The 20,788-nt window shown below is 64.7% G+C and carries 21 protein-coding genes; 13 read left to right on the top strand and 8 right to left on the bottom strand.

Going from position 1 to position 20,788, the window contains the following annotated elements; translation table 11 throughout:
* Positions 1–135 precede the first annotated feature (135 nt).
* Both PLD_RS15500 and PLD_RS15495 read right to left on the bottom strand, forming a co-directional pair.
* Positions 136–1,119, bottom strand: coding sequence for a phosphate ABC transporter substrate-binding protein PstS (locus PLD_RS15500; protein WP_159894165.1), 984 nt, complete (start codon positions 1,117–1,119; stop codon positions 136–138).
* Positions 1,120–1,385: 266 nt separating this feature from the next.
* Positions 1,386–2,684, bottom strand: coding sequence for an MFS transporter (locus PLD_RS15495; RefSeq protein WP_159894163.1), 1,299 nt, complete (start codon positions 2,682–2,684; stop codon positions 1,386–1,388).
* A gap of 536 nt (positions 2,685–3,220) precedes the next feature.
* On the opposite strand from PLD_RS15495, the gene PLD_RS15490 reads away from it, so the two are divergent.
* Both PLD_RS15490 and PLD_RS15485 read left to right on the top strand, forming a co-directional pair.
* The gene (locus PLD_RS15490) at positions 3,221–3,625 is read left to right on the top strand and encodes an acyl-CoA thioesterase (protein WP_003229628.1); all 405 of its coding nucleotides are present in this window, start codon (positions 3,221–3,223) and stop codon (positions 3,623–3,625) included.
* A gap of 58 nt (positions 3,626–3,683) precedes the next feature.
* Positions 3,684–4,583: a D-hexose-6-phosphate mutarotase gene (locus tag PLD_RS15485; RefSeq protein ID WP_159894161.1), complete on the top strand. Its 900-nt coding sequence runs from the start codon at positions 3,684–3,686 to the stop codon at positions 4,581–4,583.
* An 85-nt stretch (positions 4,584–4,668) separates the two neighbouring features.
* On the opposite strand, the gene PLD_RS15480 is transcribed toward PLD_RS15485, so the two are convergent.
* The 5 genes from PLD_RS15480 to PLD_RS15460 form a co-directional block, all read right to left on the bottom strand.
* Positions 4,669–5,205, bottom strand: a complete 537-nt coding sequence (locus tag PLD_RS15480) for a DUF3299 domain-containing protein (RefSeq protein ID WP_159894159.1) — start codon at positions 5,203–5,205, stop codon at positions 4,669–4,671.
* A gap of 138 nt (positions 5,206–5,343) precedes the next feature.
* Positions 5,344–5,589, bottom strand: a complete 246-nt coding sequence (locus PLD_RS15475) for a GlsB/YeaQ/YmgE family stress response membrane protein (protein WP_159894157.1) — start codon at positions 5,587–5,589, stop codon at positions 5,344–5,346.
* 107 nt (positions 5,590–5,696) lie between these two features.
* Positions 5,697–6,779, bottom strand: a complete 1,083-nt coding sequence (locus PLD_RS15470; protein WP_159894155.1) for a 5-(carboxyamino)imidazole ribonucleotide synthase — start codon at positions 6,777–6,779, stop codon at positions 5,697–5,699.
* 11 nt (positions 6,780–6,790) lie between these two features.
* Positions 6,791–7,282, bottom strand: a complete 492-nt coding sequence (gene purE, locus PLD_RS15465; RefSeq protein WP_016967060.1) for a 5-(carboxyamino)imidazole ribonucleotide mutase — start codon at positions 7,280–7,282, stop codon at positions 6,791–6,793.
* A 446-nt stretch (positions 7,283–7,728) separates the two neighbouring features.
* Complete coding sequence (locus tag PLD_RS15460; RefSeq protein ID WP_159894153.1) at positions 7,729–8,646, bottom strand: LysR substrate-binding domain-containing protein; 918 nt, start codon at positions 8,644–8,646, stop codon at positions 7,729–7,731.
* A gap of 181 nt (positions 8,647–8,827) precedes the next feature.
* Here PLD_RS15460 and aspA point away from each other — a divergent pair, with 181 nt between their 5' ends.
* Positions 8,828–10,252 (top strand): aspartate ammonia-lyase, encoded by a 1,425-nt coding sequence (gene aspA / locus PLD_RS15455; protein ID WP_159894151.1) that lies wholly within the window; start codon positions 8,828–8,830, stop codon positions 10,250–10,252.
* A 100-nt stretch (positions 10,253–10,352) separates the two neighbouring features.
* On the opposite strand, the gene PLD_RS15450 is transcribed toward aspA, so the two are convergent.
* A complete protein-coding gene (locus PLD_RS15450; RefSeq protein WP_159894149.1) occupies positions 10,353–10,556 on the bottom strand; it encodes a prevent-host-death protein in 204 nt (67 codons plus the stop codon).
* Between the two features lie 632 nt (positions 10,557–11,188).
* On the opposite strand from PLD_RS15450, the gene PLD_RS15445 reads away from it, so the two are divergent.
* From PLD_RS15445 to PLD_RS15400, 10 genes are all read left to right on the top strand, one after another.
* A complete protein-coding gene (locus tag PLD_RS15445; protein ID WP_159894147.1) occupies positions 11,189–11,542 on the top strand; it encodes a DUF6124 family protein in 354 nt (117 codons plus the stop codon).
* 158 nt (positions 11,543–11,700) lie between these two features.
* Complete coding sequence (locus PLD_RS15440) at positions 11,701–12,480, top strand: hypothetical protein (RefSeq protein ID WP_256674647.1); 780 nt, start codon at positions 11,701–11,703, stop codon at positions 12,478–12,480.
* A gap of 98 nt (positions 12,481–12,578) precedes the next feature.
* Positions 12,579–13,226, top strand: a complete 648-nt coding sequence (locus tag PLD_RS15435) for a hypothetical protein (RefSeq protein WP_159894145.1) — start codon at positions 12,579–12,581, stop codon at positions 13,224–13,226.
* 33 nt (positions 13,227–13,259) lie between these two features.
* Positions 13,260–14,279: a beta-ketoacyl-ACP synthase 3 gene (locus PLD_RS15430; protein WP_159894143.1), complete on the top strand. Its 1,020-nt coding sequence runs from the start codon at positions 13,260–13,262 to the stop codon at positions 14,277–14,279.
* Positions 14,279–15,286, top strand: coding sequence for an NAD(P)-dependent oxidoreductase (locus tag PLD_RS15425; RefSeq protein ID WP_159894141.1), 1,008 nt, complete (start codon positions 14,279–14,281; stop codon positions 15,284–15,286). Before PLD_RS15430 ends, PLD_RS15425 begins: the two co-directional genes overlap by 1 nt.
* Positions 15,283–16,137, top strand: coding sequence for an MBL fold metallo-hydrolase (locus tag PLD_RS15420; protein WP_159894139.1), 855 nt, complete (start codon positions 15,283–15,285; stop codon positions 16,135–16,137). The genes PLD_RS15425 and PLD_RS15420 overlap by 4 nt, the downstream gene beginning before the upstream one ends.
* Positions 16,127–17,485 carry a F390 synthetase-related protein gene (locus tag PLD_RS15415; RefSeq protein WP_159894137.1) on the top strand — a complete coding sequence of 453 codons (1,359 nt, stop codon included), beginning with the start codon at positions 16,127–16,129 and terminating at the stop codon, positions 17,483–17,485. Before PLD_RS15420 ends, PLD_RS15415 begins: the two co-directional genes overlap by 11 nt.
* Positions 17,473–18,627 (top strand): ATP-grasp domain-containing protein, encoded by a 1,155-nt coding sequence (locus tag PLD_RS15410; protein WP_159894135.1) that lies wholly within the window; start codon positions 17,473–17,475, stop codon positions 18,625–18,627. The genes PLD_RS15415 and PLD_RS15410 overlap by 13 nt, the downstream gene beginning before the upstream one ends.
* Positions 18,624–19,763, top strand: a complete 1,140-nt coding sequence (locus tag PLD_RS15405) for a hypothetical protein (protein ID WP_159894133.1) — start codon at positions 18,624–18,626, stop codon at positions 19,761–19,763. Before PLD_RS15410 ends, PLD_RS15405 begins: the two co-directional genes overlap by 4 nt.
* Positions 19,760–20,776 (top strand): aromatic ring-hydroxylating dioxygenase subunit alpha, encoded by a 1,017-nt coding sequence (locus PLD_RS15400; RefSeq protein ID WP_159894131.1) that lies wholly within the window; start codon positions 19,760–19,762, stop codon positions 20,774–20,776. The genes PLD_RS15405 and PLD_RS15400 overlap by 4 nt, the downstream gene beginning before the upstream one ends.
* The last annotated feature ends 12 nt before the right edge of the window (positions 20,777–20,788 follow it).

Genomic DNA, 20,788 nt, shown 5'->3' with positions numbered 1-20,788 from the left:
AGGAGCCGGCTGGCCGACGAACCGGCCTTGAGCCTGAGTCGCCCTTGCGGGCGCTTGCGCTGGCCAGCGGAACGCCGGCCGGCCAGCTCCTACGAAAACGAGAAGGTCCGGGGAGCCCGGACCTTCTAAGGCGGCTTATGCGCCTTCTTTCAGGCCCAGGTCAGCCAGGGCCTTGGCGGCCACCTTGGCTGGCAGCGGGATGTAGCCGTCCTTGACCACCACTTCCTGACCCTGCTTGGACAGGACCAGTTTCACGAACTCGGCTTCCAGCGGGGCCAGAGGCTTGTTCGGGGCTTTGTTGACATAAACGTAGAGGAAGCGCGACAGCGGATACTTGCCGTTCAGGGCGTTCTCTTCACTGTCTTCGATGAACTCGCCGCCACCTTTCTTGGCCAGGGCCACGGTCTTCACGCTTGCGGTTTTGTAACCGATGCCCGAGTAACCGATGCCGTTCAGCGAAGAACTGATGGACTGCACCACCGACGCCGAACCGGGTTGTTCGTTGACGTTAGGCTTGTAGTCACCTTTGCACAGGGCTTCTTCCTTGAAGTAGCCGTAGGTGCCGGACACCGAGTTACGACCGAACAGCTGCACTGGCTTGTTGGCCAGGTCGCCCTTCACGCCCAGATCGCCCCAGGTTTTCACCTCGGCTTTGGCGCCACACAGACGGGTGGAGGAGAAGATCGCATCGACCTGTTCCATGGTCAGGTGCTGGATCGGGTTGTCCTTGTGCACGAACACCGCCAGGGCGTCCACGGCCACCGGGATCGCGGTTGGCTTGTAGCCGTACTTCTGTTCGAAGGCCGCCAGCTCAGTGTCCTTCATCTTGCGGCTCATAGGGCCCAGGTTGGAGGTGCCTTCAGTCAACGCCGGTGGCGCGGTGGCGGAACCAGCGGCCTGAATCTGGATGTTGACGTTCGGGTATTCCTTTTTGTAGTTCTCGGCCCACAAAGTCATCAGGTTCGCCAAAGTATCGGAACCGACGCTGGACAGATTGCCCGACACACCAGTGGTCTTGGTGTAGCTCGGGATAGCAGGGTCAACAGCGGCAACCGCGTGGGCAGTCGCAACGCCAGCAGCGACAAAAGTCATTGCCGCCATCAAACGCTTCAGTTTCATGCCTTACTCCTAGCAGATAGGGTGTGTTAAGTCGGGGCCAAGTATCTGTAGGCCGTGTGAACACTCTATGTCCGGAATATGACAATTAGATGAAAGGCCAGCACTCCTGAACGGAGCTGGCCTTTCTTTCATGGGGGAATGAAAGCTTCTTGTAGCCGCTGCCGAAGGCTGCGATCGACCCGCAGGGTCGCGATGCCCTTCAGCGCTCAGCAGGTGCGGCTGCGGCTGCGGCTGCGGCTGCGGCTGCGGCTACAGGATGGCGCAGGTCAGCGGCCCTTGGCCCACAGGTACAGGCCCACCAGCAGGCCGATGCCGCAAATAATCGCGACATAATAAGCCGGCCCCATCGGGCTCTCTTTGAGCAGCCAGGTCACCACCATCGGCGTCAGGCCACCGAAGATCGCGTACGCCAGGTTGTAGGAAAACGACAGACCGCTGAAACGCACCGCCGCCGGGAACGCCTTGACCATCACATAAGGCACCGCGCCAATGGTGCCGACGAACAGGCCGGTCAGGGCATACATCGGGAACAACCATTGTGGGTTATCCAGCAGGCCGTGATAGAAGGTCCAGGACGTGGCCAGCAGCAAGACGCTGCCGATGACAAAGACCTTGCCGGCGCCGAAGCGGTCCGCCAGGACCCCAGAGATCACGCAACCCAGGCTCAGGAACACGATCGCCAGGCTGTTGGCTTCAAGAGCGGTGATGGCCGGGAATTTGTAGACAGTCTGCAACACGGTGGGGGTCATCAGGATCACCACGATGATCCCGGCGGACAGCAGCCAGGTCAGCAGCATGGAAATGATGATCGCACCTCGGTGATCGCGCAGCACGGTACGCAGCGGCAACTCTTCGGCCAGGGCCTTGCGCAGCTGCAACTCGGCGAACACCGGGGTCTCGTGCAGCAGGCGGCGCAGGTACACCGAGAACAGGCCGAACACCCCACCCAGCAGGAACGGGATACGCCAGGCGTAGTCCGCCACTTCCACCGGGGTGTAGATGCTGTTGATGGCGGTGGCCACCAGCGAGCCCAGGAGGATCCCGGCGGTCAGCCCCGAAGTCAGGGTGCCGCACGCGTAGCCGATATGCCGCTGGGGCACATGTTCGGAAACGAAGACCCAGGCGCCGGGCACTTCACCACCGATGGCCGCGCCCTGGATCACCCGCATCAGCAACAGCAGAATCGGCGCCCACAGGCCGATCTGCTCATAGGTGGGCAGCAAGCCCATGATCAAGGTCGGCACCGCCATCATGAAGATGCTCAAGGTGAACATCTTCTTGCGCCCCAGCAGGTCGCCAAAGTGCGCCATCACAATCCCGCCCAGGGGTCGGGCCAGGTAACCGGCAGCGAAGATGCCGAAGGTCTGCATCAGGCGCAGCCACTCGGGCATGTCCGCCGGGAAGAACAATTTACCGACCACCGTGGCGAAAAATACAAAGATGATGAAGTCGTAGAACTCCAGCGCACCGCCCAGGGCGGACAGGGACAAGGTCTTGTAGTCACTACGGGTCAGCGGACGGGCAGGTTGCGCAGATTGCGCGGCGCTCGCGGGCACAGTGGTCATGGCAAGGGCTTCTCTTATTAGTCGGTTCTGGAAGCCGCAACAGCGCTGGTTGGGGCCTGGCAGGTTCGGCACGATAGCAAATTGTTCGATTGCGTACACAGCGACGCACAAATGACTCACAAATTTGCGAACTGAGTGGGTCGTCGTGGAGTCTATCGACCGATATACTCGCAAACCTCGGAGCGCAAAGCCGCTCCTGGCAAGGGTTGCTGTGCGAAAACCCGTTGTCCTCATGCGCAGTGAGAACGTAGCGAGCGAAAGCAAGATAAGGCAAAAACCGGTACGAATGCGGAGTCTACGTGTTGTAAATGAGCAATCCGTGCCTGTTTCTAACGCAGTATTGCCTGCGTAGCGCCGGAGGTGCCCAGCGTGCAGTCGTTCTCACCGTGCATGAGCAGCCGATTTCGCAGAGTTTCCCTATAGCACGCCTTAGAAAGAACGTGACGAACGCAGTGTGTTCGGGCTGAATCGTTTTTCCTGAAGACGGCTATTCACCTGAAGTACCCACGAAGCGTCACGGGTCAGAGGCCCCTCGCATGATAGAGCTCGAACAAGAAGATCCAATCCCGCAAGGCGACCTGGCCCTGCAAATCACCGCCTTGCCCCGTGAAACCAACGGTTTTGGCGATATTTTCGGCGGCTGGCTGGTGGCGCAGATGGACCTGGCGGGCACCGCCATGGCCAGCCGCGTCGCCGGTGGCCGGGTGGCCACGGTGGCCATCGACCGCATGGCGTTCCTGGTGCCGGTGGCCGTGGGCGCGCAGCTGTCCTTCTACACCCAGACCCTGGAGATCGGCCGCAGCTCGATCCAGATGATGGTCGAGGTGTGGAGCGACGATCCGCTGTCCAGCGAATGGCGCAAGGTCACCGAAGCGGTGTTCGTGTTCGTCGCCATCGACGGCAGCGGCCGCACCCGCTCGGTTCCGCCCCGAGCGCGTTAAACCTGGAGGCGGTCATGCATGCCATGACCGCCCAAGCCTTGCGAACGAGAACCGCAGCATGCCTACGCCCCACGTCGAAACAGTGAAACTGGATGAACTGAACTGCTGGCGTATTCGCCACGGTGAAGCCGAACTGCTGGTGGCCCAACAAGGCGCGCACATCCTCAGTTATCAGGTGGCCGGGCAGCCGCCGCTGATCTGGCTCAACGATGAGGCCGCGTTCAAAAGCGGCAAGAGCATCCGCGCCGGGGTGCCGGTGTGCTGGCCCTGGTTCGGCAACCTTGCACGCAACCCGCTAAGCGTGCAGGCCATGCGCCAAAGCAGTGAGCCAGCGCCTGCCCATGGCCTGGTGCGGGCCAGCGAGTGGGAACTGCAAGGCATCGAAAGCGACGGCGACAGCTTGCTCATACGCCTGCGCCTGCCCTGCCCCACTGGCGGCTTTACCGACTGGCCCCATCAGGTGGAACCAAGCCTGAGCATCCGCCTCGACGAGCAACTGCACATCAGCCTCACCAGCCACAACCTGGGCACTGAAAGCGTGAGCATCAGCCAGGCCCTGCACAGCTATTTCGCGGTCAGCGATGTGCGCCAGGTGCAGGTCGAAGGCCTGGACGGACTGAACTACATCGAAACCCTGGAAGACTGGACCACCCAGGTACAGAACGGTGCCCTGCACTTTAGCGGCGAGACCGACCGCATCTACCTGAACGTTCCGGCGCAACTGGAGATCGTCGACCCCGAGTGGCAACGACGAATTCAGCTGCGCAGCGAAGGCTCGCGGACTGCGGTGATCTGGAACCCCTGGATCGACCGCGCCGCGCAATTTGGCGACATGGCCGACGACGGCTGGCAGCGCATGCTGTGCATCGAAACCGCCAACGTAATGGACGACATCGTCACCCTGGCCCCCGGCGCCCGCCATACCCTGAGCGTGAGCATCAGCGGCGCCCCGCTCTGACCCCAACTAGCTCCTACCGTTCAGAAATGCCTTCAGCGGTCCAGTTCAACAGAGCCGTTTGGAAGGTACATTCAGCGCTGCGGCTTCAGAGATCCGATTCCTGCACCACCCGCACCTTCGCCGCATCCAGGGCGTAGGCCGCGTCGGCCAGGTCATTGCTGACCTTCTCGACCTTCAAGGTGCCGGTCACCCACAGCGGTGTGTAGATGTCGTCCAGCTTCACCCCCTTGGGAAAGCGCACCAGCACCAGCTGGTTGGGCGGCGGTGGCGGCACGTGGATGCAGGCCCCGGGGTACGGCACCAGGAAGAACAGCGTGCTGCGCCCCTTGGCATCCGCTTCCAGGGGCACGGGATAACCACCGATGCGAATGGTCTTGTCGTTCATCGCCGGCACGGTCTTGGTGGAATACATCACCGCCGGCAAGCCCTTGCTCTGCTTCAGGCCACCCTTGTCGGTGAAGGTGCCGCTGGCTTCGGGGGAGTTGTGGTCGATTTCCGGCATCTGCTCCAGGGCCTTCTGGTCCGACTTGGGCATCAGTTCCAGCCAGTCGGTTTCCGGCAGTTCGCCAGCCTGGGCCAGGCCGCAGCCCAGCAGAATAAAGGTCAATAGAAGACGGCGCATGAGAGGGTGGCTCGGTCAAAAAGGAAGGACGGAAAAACCCGGGCATTCTAGTGCCCAAACCGTCGGCTGCGTTGAAGTTTCAGATGAACAAATGAGCTCCCCTCCGCCCGAGCGGCAGAGGGAGCTTGCAGAAGGCAATCAGCTTTTCTTGATAAAGCCGTAGATCACCAGCAGGACGATCGCGCCCACCAGTGCACCGATGAAACCGGCGCCCTGGCCCGCATGGTAGATACCCAGCGCCTGACCGCCATAAGTGGCCGCCACCGAACCGCCGATACCCAGCAGGATGGTCATGATCCAGCCCATGCTGTCGTCTCCCGGTTTGAGAAAACGCGCCAGCAGACCAACGATCAAGCCGATGAAAATGGTTCCAATAATGCCCATGGCTGTGCCTCTGTAAGGGGGGATCACACCAAAGCCAAGTCAGCACTTTGGCATCCAGCTATCAGAGAACGGCGGGAAACGAAGGTTCCCGCCAGCCGGTGGATTTGTTACTCGGCGATCAGCGCTTGCACCTTGAGGATCTGTGCTTGCAGGGTCGCCTGATCGGCGCAGCGCAGGTTGGCGTGGCCGACTTTGCGCCCGACCTTGAAGGCCTTGCCGTAGTGATGCAGGTGGCAGTCGTCGATGGCGATGACCTGGTCCACCGGTGGTACTTCGCCGATGAAATTGAGCATGGCGCTCTCACCGACCTTGGCCGTGGAACCCAGGGGCAGACCGGCCACCGCCCGCAGGTGGTTTTCGAACTGGCTGCACTCGGCGCCTTCGGTGGTCCAGTGCCCGGAGTTGTGCACCCGTGGGGCAATCTCGTTGGCCTTGAGGCCACCGTCGACTTCGAAGAATTCAAAAGCCATGACGCCGACGTAATCCAGTTGTTTGAGCACGCGGCTGGAGTAGTCCTCGGCCAGGGCCTGCAGCGGGTGATCGCTGCTGGCCACGGACAGGCGCAGGATGCCGCTGTCGTGGGTGTTGTGCACCAGCGGGTAGAAACGAGTTTCCCCGTCACGGGCACGCACGGCGATCAGCGAGACTTCGCCGGTGAACGGCACGAAGCCTTCCAGCAGGCAAGGCACGCTGCCCAGTTCGGCGAAGGTGCCTGCGACGTCGGCGGCGCTGCGCAGGACCTTCTGGCCCTTGCCGTCGTAACCCAGGGTGCGGGTCTTGAGCACCGCCGGCAGACCGATGCGTGCCACCGCAGCGTCGAGATCGGCCTGGGACTGGATGTCGGCAAACTCGGGGGTAGGAATCCCCAGATCCTTGAACATGCTCTTCTCGAACCAGCGATCGCGGGCGATGCGCAAAGCTTCGGCGCTCGGGTAGACCGGCACGAACTGCGAGAGGAAGGCCACGGTTTCCGCCGGCACGCTCTCGAACTCGAACGTCACCAAATCCACTTCATCGGCCAGTTGGCGCAGATGATCCTGGTCGCCGTAGTCGGCCCGCAGGTGTTCGCCCAGGGCAGCGGCACAGGCGTCCGGCGCCGGGTCGAGGAACGCGAAGTTCATTCCCAGCGGAGTCCCCGCCAGGGCCAACATGCGGCCCAACTGGCCGCCACCGATTACACCGATCTTCATCGTCAACAACCTCAGGCGACGCGCGGGTCTGGATTGTCCAGCACGCTGTCTGTCTGTTCAGCACGGAATTTTTTCAGCACCGCATGGAACTGCGGGTGCTTGGCGCCCAGGATGCTCGCCGAGAGCAGGGCTGCGTTGATCGCCCCCGCCTTGCCGATGGCCAGGGTGGCGACCGGGATGCCCGCGGGCATCTGCACGATGGACAGCAGCGAATCCACGCCCGAGAGCATCGACGACTGCACCGGCACGCCCAGCACCGGCAGGTGGGTCTTGGCCGCGCACATGCCCGGCAAGTGCGCCGCGCCACCGGCACCGGCGATGATCACCTCGATGCCACGCGCCTCAGCCTCTTCGGCGTACTGGAACAGCAGGTCCGGGGTGCGGTGTGCGGACACCACCTTCACCTCGTAAGGGATGCCGAGCTTTTCCAGCATATCGGCGGTGTGGCTAAGGGTGGACCAATCGGACTTGGAGCCCATGATCACGCCAACCAGTGCACTCATCGTCGTGCCTCTTCTCTCTGGGCGCCCGCGGGCGCGTCAAAAACAACAAGCCACGCGAAAATGCGTGGCTTGACTGTACGAATGATGGCCGGACGAACCGGCCGAAGGCCGCGCAGTATACCGAAAAAGGTGCGTTAAACGCACTTTCGCCGACCATCTGTCGAACAAAGTATTGGCGACGCAAAACCCCGGTTTTATTGACTCTGAAGTCAGTCACCCCGGACTGCCCCCCCTCACGGCCTGACCAGCTCCCGGTAGCCGCTGCCGCAGGCTGCGAACGACGGCGCAGCCGGCGCCACAGCTATATCCCCAATCCTTCAGAGCCAGGTTTGGCGGCCCCTGCGGTGCTGATCGTCCGAACGCGGCCCGAACCTGCGGCAGCGGCTACAGGATCAGGCGTTGCCGGCGCTGCACATCCCTCGCGATCTGCAGCAACGACGACAGGGTCATGTGCTGCTGGCACTTTGCGCTGCGCCACCTTCCAGCTTGCGCCACAGCAGGCGCACGTTGGCCTTGCGCACCAGAGCGCAGCGGTACAGGCGGATCTCCAGCGGTACATGCCATTGCGCGCCGCCGCACACCACCAGTTCACCCCGGGCCAGTTCGGCGCGCACGCTCAACTGCGGCACCCAGGCAATGCCCAGCCCCTCCAGGGCCATGCTCTTGAGGCTGTCGGCCATGGCGGTTTCATAAACCGTGGTGAAACGCAGGTTGCGCTGGCGCAGCAGCAGATTGACCGAACGCCCGAGAAAGGCCCCGGCGCTGTAGGCCAGCAGCGGCACACTGGATTCCCCCTCCAGGTCGAACAGCGGCTTGCCCTGGGGGTTGGCGGCGCACACCGGCAGCATCTCGGTGTGCCCCAGGTGCAGCGAGGGGAAGATTTCCGAGTCCATCTGCAAGGCCGCGTCCGGGTCATAGAACGCCAGCATCAGGTCGCAACCGCCTTCGCGCAGAGCGTGCACCGCGTCACCGACGTTAGTGGCCACCAGCCGCGTGGCGATGTTCAGCCCTTCATTGCGCAGTTGCGCGATCCAGCGCGGGAAGAAGCCCAGCGCCAGGGAGTGGGCCGCCGCCACCTGCATCACTTCACCCTGACCGCCTTCCAGATGGTGCAGGTGACGCACCACCTCGCCGAGCTGTTCGACCACGGTGCGTGCGGTGACCAGAAACAGCTGCCCCGCCGCCGTCAATTCCACCGGCGTGCGCGAACGGTTGACCAGGGTCAGGCCCAGGGCTGCTTCCAGGCTGCGAATGCGTCGACTGAACGCCGGCTGGGTCACGAAACGTCGCTCGGCAGCCTGGGAAAAGCTGCGGGTGGCGGCCAGGGCGCTGAAGTCCTCGAGCCATTTACTTTCCAGATTCATCAGGTCCTCCCGGACACGCACCATTTTAGGTCACACGCTCACCGGCACTCCGGCGTCACACCGCTATTATGCCGAATGTGCATAGGCCAGTGTTTAATAGCATTGGCCCAAAAACTCCCTTCGGCCTAGGATTCGCAGCGTTCCCGGCACAGACCGGGTCCCTACTGAGATGATTTCCGTCATGTCCTCCGCTGCATCTTTCCGCACAGAAAAAGACCTGCTTGGCGTACTCGAAGTACCGGCTCAAGCGTATTACGGCATCCAGACCCTGCGAGCGGTGAACAACTTCCGTCTCTCGGGCGTTCCGATTTCGCACTACCCAAAACTGGTCGTGGCCCTGGCAATGGTCAAGCAGGCAGCTGCTGATGCCAACCGCGAGCTGGGTCATCTGAGCGAAGCCAAGCACGCCGCCATCAGCGAGGCCTGTGCCCGCCTGATCCGCGGCGACTTCCACGAAGAGTTCGTGGTGGACATGATTCAAGGCGGCGCTGGCACTTCCACCAACATGAATGCCAACGAAGTCATCGCCAACATCGCGCTGGAGGCCATGGGTCACAGCAAGGGCGAATACCAGTACCTGCACCCGAACAACGACGTGAACATGGCGCAGTCCACCAACGACGCCTACCCGACCGCGATCCGCCTGGGTTTGCTGCTGGGTCACGACGCCCTGCTGGCCAGCCTCGACAGCCTGATCCAGTCGTTCGCCGCCAAGGGCGACGAATTCAGCCACGTCCTGAAAATGGGCCGTACCCAGCTACAAGACGCCGTGCCGATGACCCTCGGTCAGGAATTCAAGGCCTTCGCCACCACCCTCAGCGAAGACCTGGCTCGCCTGAAGACCCTGGCGCCGGAAGTGCTGACCGAAGTCAACCTGGGCGGCACCGCCATCGGCACCGGCATCAACGCCGACCCGCGCTACCAGGCCCTGGCCGTACAACGCCTGGCCACCATCAGCGGCCAGCCGCTGGTACCGGCCGCCGACCTGATCGAAGCCACCTCCGACATGGGCGCCTTCGTGCTGTTCTCCGGCATGCTCAAGCGCACCGCGGTCAAGCTGTCGAAGATCTGCAACGACCTGCGCCTGCTGTCCAGCGGCCCACGCACCGGCATCAACGAAATCAACCTGCCAGCGCGTCAGCCCGGTAGCTCGATCATGCCTGGCAAGGTCAACCCGGTGATCCCGGAAGCGGTCAACCAAGTGGCGTTCCAGATCATCGGCAACGACTTGGCCCTGACCATCGCGGCCGAAGGCGGCCAGCTGCAACTGAACGTGATGGAGCCGTTGATCGCCTTCAAGATCTTCGACTCGATCCGCCTGCTGCAACGCGCCATGGACATGCTGCGCGAGCACTGCATCACCGGCATCACCGCCAACGAAACCCGTTGCCGCGAACTGGTGGAGCACTCCATCGGCCTGGTCACCGCGCTGAACCCGTACATCGGCTATGAAAACGCCACCCGTATCGCCCGCATCGCCCTGGAAAGTGGTCGTGGCGTACTGGAACTGGTGCGCGAAGAAGGCCTGCTGGACGACGCCATGCTCGACGACATCCTGCGTCCGGAAAACATGATTGCCCCGCGTCTGGTTCCGCTGAAAGCTTAACCGCCGCGACCCCGAAACATGCAACACCGCTCACCAGGTTGAGGGACTAGACACCTCTCACCTTTTGAGGGCTTGGAGATACGTCTCCAGGCCCTTTTTTTTATTTGTGAGCAACCCTCCCGCTCAACCGGGCCTTCAGCTCATCAGTCGAACAATGCTTGCCTCGGGCATACTCGCGCGAACTGACTGCCAGCAATTTCACCAACGCAACTGCCTCGTCGCGACGCTTACGCTCAACGTAAGACTCGACAACATAAACAGGCACATCGTTTTGCGTGACGACCATTGGCTCCTCTAGAGGCAAGTCGGATGCGTATTGTTTTAAAAAGCCAACCGTTTCAACGCGCTTGAGTGATGCCTCCTAGCATTTGCGACGTGCTCGAAGCCCTGCTCAGGAATGTCCTGTGCAACTTCGCCGCTCAGGACTCCTGAAGCTGAATCTTGCCGGCTTCCACCACGCACTATATGCAGCCCAAATACAGACCGAGCATCAAAGCCTGATTTCATTAAACATCAAATCATTTCTCTGCTTCTTTGATCGACCGTTGTGCCACTCTTTGCCTGGAAAAGCCGAGATTTGTCAGGCGAAGCCGCGCCATAGCGAAGCAGAGTCTCTTTGTTTTGTAGGGCAAATCCGAGAGAATCCCCCACGCCTTTGAGCGCCTTGTACCCCTTCGAACGATCAGGCAGTCTCCCGGGGCCGCTGCCAAATCAGCGGCCCGGATGTGGAAGTCTGGGATAAAGGACGTGCAGTCGTCTCATTCGAACACCCTTGCCGATGCGGCTTGGGTGAACTCGATCTATGGCGGCTGTGCGTAGGGCACCCTCGGGTGCGCCGGTTCCTTTAGCCCGGTCTTCCACACCTGCGCACGGCTGCCACCCTCTCATGTGGAAGTGAGATCCGGCGGTTTCTCAAACGCTAAAGGAACCAGTCTCATGAAAAAGCTCGTCCCCGATCCACCTCTCCAAACCGATCATCCACGCCGCGACCCAGAGCTGGACCGCGCCAACGCCAACCTACTGGCCGCCTTGCACGGCACCCGCCATCGCCCCTTCGGCCTGCGCGACGCCCAGGGCCACCCGCTGTTCGCCGTGCAACCCCAGGTGAATGCCGAAGACGCCCTGATGCACGTTTCCTTGCTGCTCAAATGCGCCGAAGAGGTGTCCGATGAAATCACCGAACGAGCCAGCGGCATCGAGCGCGGGCTGATCTGGTCCATGGTGCATTCCGTGGAAATGGCCCGCGCCGTGGTGGACGCCCTGCTCGACGGCGCCCGCCCCGGCCCCTGACGCACCCTGTAGCCGCTGCCGAGCCCGCGAGGCTGCGAAAAGGTCCGCAGGACCTTGCTTGGCGATCGCCCGCCGAACCGCCCTCTGCCTTGGGAACCCCCGCGTCCCTTCGGGACGTTCGCAGCCTGTGGCAGCGGCTACAGGTTTTGCCCGGCGCGGTGGATAATCAGCCTCCCGCCGCCACCGGCCATGACGACCAAGGCACCCTGTCGATGGACCCGACGCACACCCAGGCCCTGCAACAGCTACGCAAGTTGATCCCCATCGGCCTGCGCCACGCCCAGGCCCTGCTCGCCCGTTGCGCCGATAATCCGCAGCAAGCCGCCGAACGCTACAAAGCCGAGCTGTTGCAGGATCTGGTAGACAAATCCGGCCTGCCCCCCGAGCAAGCCCGGGAACACCTGCACAACGCCGGTTACGATCTGAACCGCGCCCTGCACGCTATAGAAGCAGCGCGCTTCACCCTGACCCAGCGCATCCTGCGCAAGCATCACCGGGACAAGGGCCAGGCCCTGGACCTGATCGCCCAGGCCATCGAAACCGCCGAGCAGCTGCCGCGCCAGTACTGGCTGGACTTCGAAGCGCTGGAGCGGCTGGCCCCGGCACCGCGCTGCTTGATGATCCTGCACGAATGGCTGGCCTTCGAAGGCTGGGAGGGTTTCGACAGTGCCCTGCACTTTCACCTGCCCCAGGCCATCGCTCAGTTCAGGCTCCTGCACCTGGACGCCCTGACGCACACCCTGGAACAGGCCGACCAGCGCCAGCAGCAACTGCGGGCCGCCCATGCTGGCAGCGAAAGCCCCATTGAGCTGGCCCTGCGCATCAATCAGGACCCGTTCTTCAACCGCTGCCAGGACCACTTCAACCAACAGCGGCCGCAGCTGGACGAGCGCCTGTACCAGTGGGTGGAGCAGCATCTGGAGCAGTTTCCAGCCTGAGCCGCCGCTCGGCGTTAGCGCACACGCCGTTGCTCACCACACCCCAGAAGCCGGTAGACTGCCGCCCTCACCGAACACGGACCTCGGATTCAGCCCTCATGGAATTGCACTACCGCATCACCCCCGCCCACACCGAAGCCTGGATTGCCGAACCGCTGAAGCAGGAATTGCTCAAGGATGATCAGCAGCATGTCCGGGCCATGAACACATTTGCCCGGTGGCAAAGCCGCTTGATCGGTCCCGTGATGTTCACCCTGTGCCTGATCGGCGGCTGCCTGTCGATCTACTTCCCCGAGCGGACCTTCACCCCGGAGAAGGTCATTGCCATGGTGGCGTTCGCCTTGATCTTCATCCCCCTGTGGTGGCGCTTTTCCGGGCGCTGGATCAAGCACCTGCAAGCCCGGATTGCCGCCACCCCGATCAAACCCCAAGCGCCGTTGCGCGGGTTGAGTCAGCGCCTGATCGAAACCCGCTTGCGGGCCGTCGAAGGCACCTATTGCCTGAACTTCGACGACCAGGGCTTCACCCTGCTCAACACCCGCGGAGGTCAGAGCAGCCTGGCCTGGAAGCGGATCGCAAGCGTGCAGGAAATTCCCGACTTCTACCTGGTGGCGGACGCCGATATGGAGCGTCAAGGCGTGGCCTGCTTCATCGCCAAACACACTGACCTGATGCCCACCGAGGCCTACCAGCAGGGGCTGCAAGCCTTCCTGAGCCAATGCCCGGTCGCGCCGTCCGCCACCTGACCAAGCCCCGACGCCCACACACACGGAATTTGCATGCACACATCAGCGTCCTCCCCCCGCCCGGCCCGCGCCCTGGCCATCCTCGGCACCGGCCACGCCCTGCCGCAGCGGGTGGTCACCAGTGCCGAGCTGGACCGCCAGCTCGGCCTGGAAATCGGCAGCGTGGCGCGCATCAGCGGGGTGCAGCAGCGCCACGTCGCCGATCCTGCGGACACGGCCGCCAGCCTTGGCGCCAGAGCGGCGCGCCAGGCCCTGCACGCGGCGGGCCTGGCGCTTGGCCAACTGGACCTGATCGTCTGCGCCAGCGGCACCATGGATCAGGGCATGCCCTGCAATGCGGCGCTGCTGCAACGGGAGCTAGGCCTGGGGCAGTCGGGCACTCCGGCCATGGACATCAACGCCAGTTGCCTGGGTTTTATCGCCGCCCTGGACACCCTGTCCTGGCCGATCCAGGCCGGGCAGTACCGGCGCGTACTGCTGGTGTGCGCCGACATCGCCTCCTGCGGCCTGGACTGGCAGCAAGTGGAGGTCTGCGGGATCTTCGGCGATGGCGCGGCGGCGGTGGTCCTGGGGGCGGGCGACGGCGGCCAGAAAATCCTCGCCTCGCGCCTGAAGACCTACGCCGAAGGCGCGGCGCTGTGCCAGATCCCCGCCGGCGGTTCGCGCTTTCACCCGCGGCGCATCGAGGTGCCGTTCGAGCCCCTGACCAGCTTCGCCATGCAGGGCAAAGGCGTGTTCCGCCTGGCGGCCAAGCACCTGCCCGAACTGCTGGACGATTTGCTGCAGCAAGCCGCGCTGCCCCTCACGCAGATCGACTGGATCATCCCCCACCAAGCCAGCCAACAGGCCATGCAGCATGCGGCCAAGCGCCTGAGCCTGGGGCCGGACAAGGTCATCGATATCTTTGCCCGGCACGGCAATCAGGTGGCGGCGTCCCTGCCCACCGCCCTGGACATCGCGGTGCGCGACGGGCGCATTCAACGCGGGCAACGGCTGTTGCTGATCGGCACCGGCGCCGGCCTGTCCCTGGGCGGCATGGTCCTGGAGTTCTGATGAAGATCCTGGTCACCGGTGGAACCGGTTTTATCGGTCGGCATCTGGTCTGGAAGCTGGCCGCCGAAGGCTGCGAAGTGCAGTTCAGCGGACGCAACCCCGAGGCGGCGGCCGAGGTGATTGCCCACAGCCCGGCGCCGGTGCGCTGGCTGCCCCTGGAGCACGGCACCCCGTTGGCCAAGCGCCTGCTGGCCGATGTCAGCCGCGAACATGACGCCATTGTCCATTGCGCCGCCTTGTCGTCACCCTGGGGTTCGCCCCAGGCGTTTGCCCGGGCCAACCTCGATTCCACCGCCGAGGTGATCCACGCCTGCGGCAAGAACCGCATCCCGCGCTTGGTGCACATTTCCACCCCGAGCCTGTATTTCGACTTCAGCGACCGCCTGGGCATCCGCGAAGACCAGCCACTGCCGCCACCGGTGAATGACTACGCCCGCAGCAAGGCCCAGGCCGAAACCCTGCTGACAGACGCCAAGCTGCCCGAATGCGTGATCCTGCGCCCTCGGGCGGTGTTCGGCCCCTGGGACGCAACCCTGATGCCGCGCCTGCTGCGGGTGATGCAACGCGGGGCGATTCCGCTGATGCGCGGCGGCCAGGCGCAGTTGGACCTGACCTGCGTCGACAACCTGGTGCACGCGGTGTGGCTGGCGCTGACCCGGCCCCTGCCGCGCCCACTGTGCATCTACAACCTGAGCAACGGCACGCCGCTGGCCTTCAAGGACCTGCTGCAACAAATGGCCGAGCACTTCCGCCTGCCGCTGCGCACCCGCCGCCTGCCCTGGCCCCTGGTGCATGGCGTGGCGCGCCTGCTGGAGCTCAAGGCGCGCCTGGGCAACGGCGCCGAGCCCTTGATCACCCGCTACGGCGCCGGCGTCCTGGCCTTCAGTCAGACCCTGGACATCAGCGCCATCCAGCGCGACCTGGGCTATCGCCCGGTGATCAGCCAGGACCAGGGCATTGCCCAGCACGCCCAATGGTGGCTGGCCCAACAGAGACAAAAGCCATGAGCCGCCGCGTGAGCTTGAAGGTACTGCGGGCCGGCTGGTGCCAGCACCTGGAATGCATGGCCGACCGTGGCGGGCGCCTGGCGCCGGTGCAGTTTCCGGCCCTGTGCGGGCTGATCCAGCACCCGGAGCACGGCTGGATCCTCTACGACACCGGCTACGCCGAGCACTTCTTCCAGGCCACCCGCGCCCTGCCCGAGCGCCTGTACCGCAGCGCGGTGCCGGTGCAACTGCCCGTGGTGGAACAGTTGGGCGCGCAGTTGCATGAACGGGGTATCGGCCCGGGGGATATCCGCCATGTGATCATTTCCCACTTCCACGCCGACCATATCGCCGGGTTGCGGGATTTTGCCAATGCGCGCTTTATCGCTCTGGGCGCCGATTACCGGCATCTAGAAGGCCTGCGCGGCCAGCGTTGGCGCGCCACCCTCGGCGGCCATTTACCGGGCTTGCTGCCGGACGACTTCAGCGCCCGCCTGCGCCTGGCCGAGGCCAGCCCGAGCAGTGCACTGCCGGGCTGGATGGCGCCCTTCGAACAGGGCCTGGACCTGTTCGGCGATGGCAGCCTGATCGGCGTGCCGCTGCCGGGACACAGTGAAGGCCAACTCGGGCTGTTCATCCCCGACGCCCAGGGCCGGCCGGTGTTCCTGGTGGCCGACGCCTGCTGGTCGGTGCCGGCCTGTCGCGCCGAGCGCCTGCCGGCCGCCCCAGCGCTGTGGTTTGCCAGCGCCGACCGCCAGCAGTACGTGCGCACCTATCGCGGCCTGGGCCAGTTGATCCGTCGCGAGCCGGCGGTGGCGGTGCTGCCGTCCCATTGCACCCAGGCCTGGGAGGCGTTTGCCGATGAACAGTGAACGCCTGCTGGGCACCCTGCGCAGCATCGGCGCCTTCGTGTTCAGCCGCTATGTCCTGCGCTTTTATCGCCGCGGGCGGCTGGAAGCCTGGCAGGCCCGGCGCCTGAAGCACTTCATGGCCAAGGTCATGCCCCGTGGCCAGCGCTTTGCGGGGCTGGGCAACAGCGGCCTGCACAGCTTGCCGCTGATGGACAAAGCCGCCCTGATGAGCGACTTCGCCGGCTTCAACACCCGCGCCCTGAGCCTGGAGCAGGTGTTGCCGGTAGCCTTGCAAGCCGAGCGTTCCCGGGACTTCAGCCCGACCCTGGGGGACATCACCGTGGGCCTGTCCAGCGGCACCTCGGGGGCTCAGGGGGTGTTCCTGGTCAGCAGCGTGGAACGCCAACGCTGGGCCGGCATCCTGCTGGCGCGCACCCTGCCCCGGGCGCTGTTGCCACGGCTGCTGTGCCCTTGGCTGGCGCCGCTGCGCATCGCCTTTTTCCTGCGGGCCAACAGCCGCCTGTACACCACCCTGGCCAGCCGTCGCATCGACTTCGCCTTTCATGACCTGACCCTGGGGCTGGGCGCGTCCCTGGAGCGCCTCAACCAGCAGCAACCGGACGTGCTGGTGGCGCCGGCCACGGTGCTGCGCGGGCTGGCCCAGGCCGCTCTGGCCGGGCAGCTGACGATCCGCCCACAACACATCCTGTCGGTGGCCGAAGTGCTGGAAAGCACCGACGCCGAGCTGGTACAGCAGGCCTTCGGGCGCCAGCCGCAGCAGATCTATCAGGCCAGCGAAGGCTTTCTCGGCTACACCTGCGAGGCCGGCACCCTGCACCTTAATGAAAGCCACCTGCACATCGAGCCGCAGTGGCTGGACCCGCAACGCACGCGCTTTCAGCCAATCATCACCGACTTTTCTCGGCGTACGCAGTTGATCGTGCGTTATCGCCTCAACGACATCCTGCGGGTGGCCGAGGCGCCCTGCCCCTGTGGTCGCGCGGAGCGGGCCATTGCCGCCGTGGAAGGCCGTGCCGACGAGATTCTCTGGCTGCCCCGGCTCAACGGCCAGACCCTGGCACCGCTCTACCCCGACTTATTGCGCCGAGCCCTGCTGATGCTGGGGGCGGAACTGGAGGAATACCAGATCCAGCAGCGCGGGCTGCTCTGGCAGGTCAACCTGCGTGCCTCGGGCGACTACCACGGGCTGTGCCAGCGCTTGCGCGAAGCCCTGGCTGCACTCTGCGCGCAACAAGGGCTGCAGGCGCCGCAGCTGAGCTTCGGCCACTGGCAGGCACCGCCGCCACAGACCAAAAGACGCCGCCTGCTGATGCTGCAACTGCCCGAGGGCCTGCCATGCGTGTATTGATTCTCGGCGCCCGGGCCCCGGCCTGCCTGGAGTGGGCCCGGGCCTTTAGCCAAGCCGGCTGGACAGTGACCGTGGCCGATTCCCTGGCCCACCCCCTGAGCCGTTTCAGCCGCGCCGCCGAGCACTTCGTGCGCCTGCCGGAGCCGCGCCACGACCCGGATGCGTGGATCGAAGCCCTGGCCGGGGTCATCCGCCAACAGGCCATCGACCTGCTGCTGCCGACCTGCGAAGAGGTGTTCTACCTGGCCCACGGCCTGGAGCGCCTGCGGCCTTTGTGCCGGGTGTTCACCAGCGATTTCGAGTTGCTGCACCGCCTGCATCACAAGGGCGATTTTGCTGCCCTGACCCAGGGCTGGGCCGTGGCCGCGCCGCCAACCCAAGTGCTGCATGACCCGGCCGCGCTGCAAGCGCTGGCCGCCGAGCACGACGCCCTGGTGTTCAAGCCGGCCTATTCGCGCTTCGCCTCCCAGACCTTGATCCGCCCGAGCCCGGCGCAACTGGCCAAGGTCCGGCCCAGCGCCGAGGCCCCCTGGGTGGCCCAGCGCTTTGTCCCCGGCCAGGAATACTGCAGCTTCAGCGTGCTGGTGGACGGCCAGTTGCGCGCCCACAGCAGCTATCAGCCCCGCTACCGGGTCGGGCGCGGTTCGGGGATCTACTTCCACAGCTGCGCCCCGGCGCCGATCCGCGCGTTCCTGGAGCAGTTCGGCCGGGCCACCGGCTACACCGGGCAAGTGGGCTTTGACTTCATCGAGGACCAACAGGGCCGCTTCCACGTGCTGGAGTGCAACCCCAGGGCCACCAGCGGCGTGCACCTGTTCGACGACCAGCGGGGGCAACTGGTGACGGCGCTGGGCAACGAGGCCGACGCAGCGCTGGAGGCGACCCTGGAACCGCGGATGATCGCCCTGGCCATGCTGCTTCTGGCCGCGCCGCCACGGCTCTTGAGTCGGACGTTCTGGCACGACTACCGGCAGGCCCGGGACGTGATCGTGCAAGACGGCGATCGCGGCCCACTGACCGCCCAGCTGCTGAGCCTCGGCGAGATCATCGGCCGCGCCCTGACCCGCCGCTGCGGGCTGCTGGCCGCCTCCACCGCCGACATCGAGTGGAACGGCCAGCCCCTGGGAGCACCGCGCCGATGAAGTTGCTGCTGCCCGAGCAACTGGCCCTAGAGCCGCCGAGCGCCGACGACAGCCACGCCCGGCAGTACGTGCGCACCTGCGCCGGCGGCGCGCTGATCGGCAACGTCAGCACCGCCCTGGCCCTGCTGGACACCGGCCGCCAGCAGTTCCCGGTGAGCATCAACCACGGCCACGACCCGGTGGATAACTGTTACGTGGTGTCGCCGCAAACCGCCTACAGCGGCTACGCCCGGGAAGAACTGCAGCGCCTGAAGCGGCCCTGGCTGACCTGGCCCTTGAAGCGGCTGACCCAGGGCGTGGACCGGCTGCTGAGCGCGGCCAAGGTCGACCGCCTGGTGCAGGTCAATAACTGGCTGCTGTCCACCAACCTGTACCCGGCCGACTGGGACGGCGCGGACTTGCCGGCGATCACCGAGCTGCTGCGTCAGGAGTTTCCCGACCACGGCTTTGGCTTTCGCTCGCTCAACGACTTCAGCAACCGCGAACTGCGCAAGCGCCTGCAAGCCCTGGGCTACCTGGCGATTCCCAGCCGCCAGGTGTACCTGTTCGACGGCCGCCAGGGTGAAGATTCAGCCTTCTTGCGCCACCACAACACCCGCCTGGACGCCACCCTCCTGCGCCGCAGCCCGTATACGGTGGTGCCCGGCAGCGAGCTGAACGAGGCTGACTTCCAGCGCATCGAGCAGTTGTACAACCTGCTGTACCTGGACAAATACAGCCGCTTGAACCCGCACTACAGCGCCCAATGGCTGCAACGCGGGCAGGCCGAGGGCTGGCTGGACGTGCGCGCCCTGCGCAACGCCGAGGGGCGCATCGACGGCGCCCTGGGCTGGTTCGCCAACAGCGCCCTGATCAGCACGCCCATCGTTGGCTACGACACCGCCCTGCCCCAGCGCGCCGGGCTGTACCGGCAACTGACCCGGCTATGCCTGCAAGAAGCGGTGAACCGCCGTCAGGTGCTCAACTTCAGCTCCGGCGCCGCCGCCTTCAAGCGCCTGCGCGGTGGCCAGCCGGAAATCGAGTACAGCCTGATCCACGTCGCCCACCTGCCCTGGCCGCGGCGCCTGGTGTGGCACCTGATGGGTCAGCTGTTGCAACGGATCGGCGTGCCGCTGATGAGGAAGCTCAAACTGTGAACAGTCACTCGGGCTGGTGGCCCGTCGCCCTGAGCCGGCAGCTGCACAAGCGACCCCTGGCCTGCACCCTGCACGGCGTGCCGCTGGTGCTGTTTCGCGATGCCGACGGCGCCGCCGCGGTGCTGCCGGATCGTTGCCCCCATCGCTTTGCGCCACTGAGCGCCGGACGAGTACGCGAAGGGCAGCTCCAGTGCCCCTACCACGGCTGGCGCTTCGACCCCCAGGGCCGCTGCACCCACCTGCCCGGCCAAGAACGGCAGCGTTGCAGCCAGCCACTGCTGCAACCGCTGCACAGCTGCGAAGCCCAGGGGCTGGTGTGGGCCAGCCTCGCCAGCGAGCGGCCGCATGCGCCGCCGGTGGCCGCCGCCGAGCAGGCTCAGGCCCTGGACGTGTTCTGGATCAGCGACCGGGTGCAGTGCAGCTTGCAGGACGCCGCCGAGAACTTCCTCGACGGTTTCCATACCCACTTCGTGCACGCCGGCTGGATTCGCCACGACCGCCAGCGCCAGCGCATCAGCGCCTGGGTGCATGCGCTGGACGATGGGGTCGAGGCGCAGTACAGCGAAGAAGGCACCCAATCCGGGTTGATTTCGCGGCTGTTCGAAGGCGAACGCGGCCTCAGCATGGGCCGTTTTCGCCTGCCGGGGCTGGCGGAAATCGAATACCGCGACCGCCAGGGCCGACTCAACCTGCTGGTCAGTGCCTGGCTGACCCCGGCCGCCGAGGGCCAACTGCACCTGTTCGCGCGTATCGCCACGGCCCGTGGCCGCCTGCCGGGCTGGCTCAAACGCGCGGTGCTGCACCCCTTGTTCAAGGTGATCCTCAAGCAGGACCGGCAGATCCTGGAAAAAGTCAGCGCCAACCAGCCGCGCTTTGCCCAAGTGCCGCTGCGCTGGCAGCAACCCACGCCTCTGGACAGCTCGCTGGATCTGCTGGGGCCGTGGATTCGCCAGTTGCTGGAGCAGGGTGAGTTAAAGGACTTCCAAGAGCGCCGAGAGGATTTCTGGCTGTAGCCCCGTAAGCCG

It is taken from the genome of Pseudomonas sp. LD120 (assembly GCF_009861525.1).
Classification (GTDB): domain Bacteria; phylum Pseudomonadota; class Gammaproteobacteria; order Pseudomonadales; family Pseudomonadaceae; genus Aquipseudomonas.
Note: the sequence above shows the minus strand (reverse complement) of the source record. Positions and strands in the feature narration are given on the sequence as shown.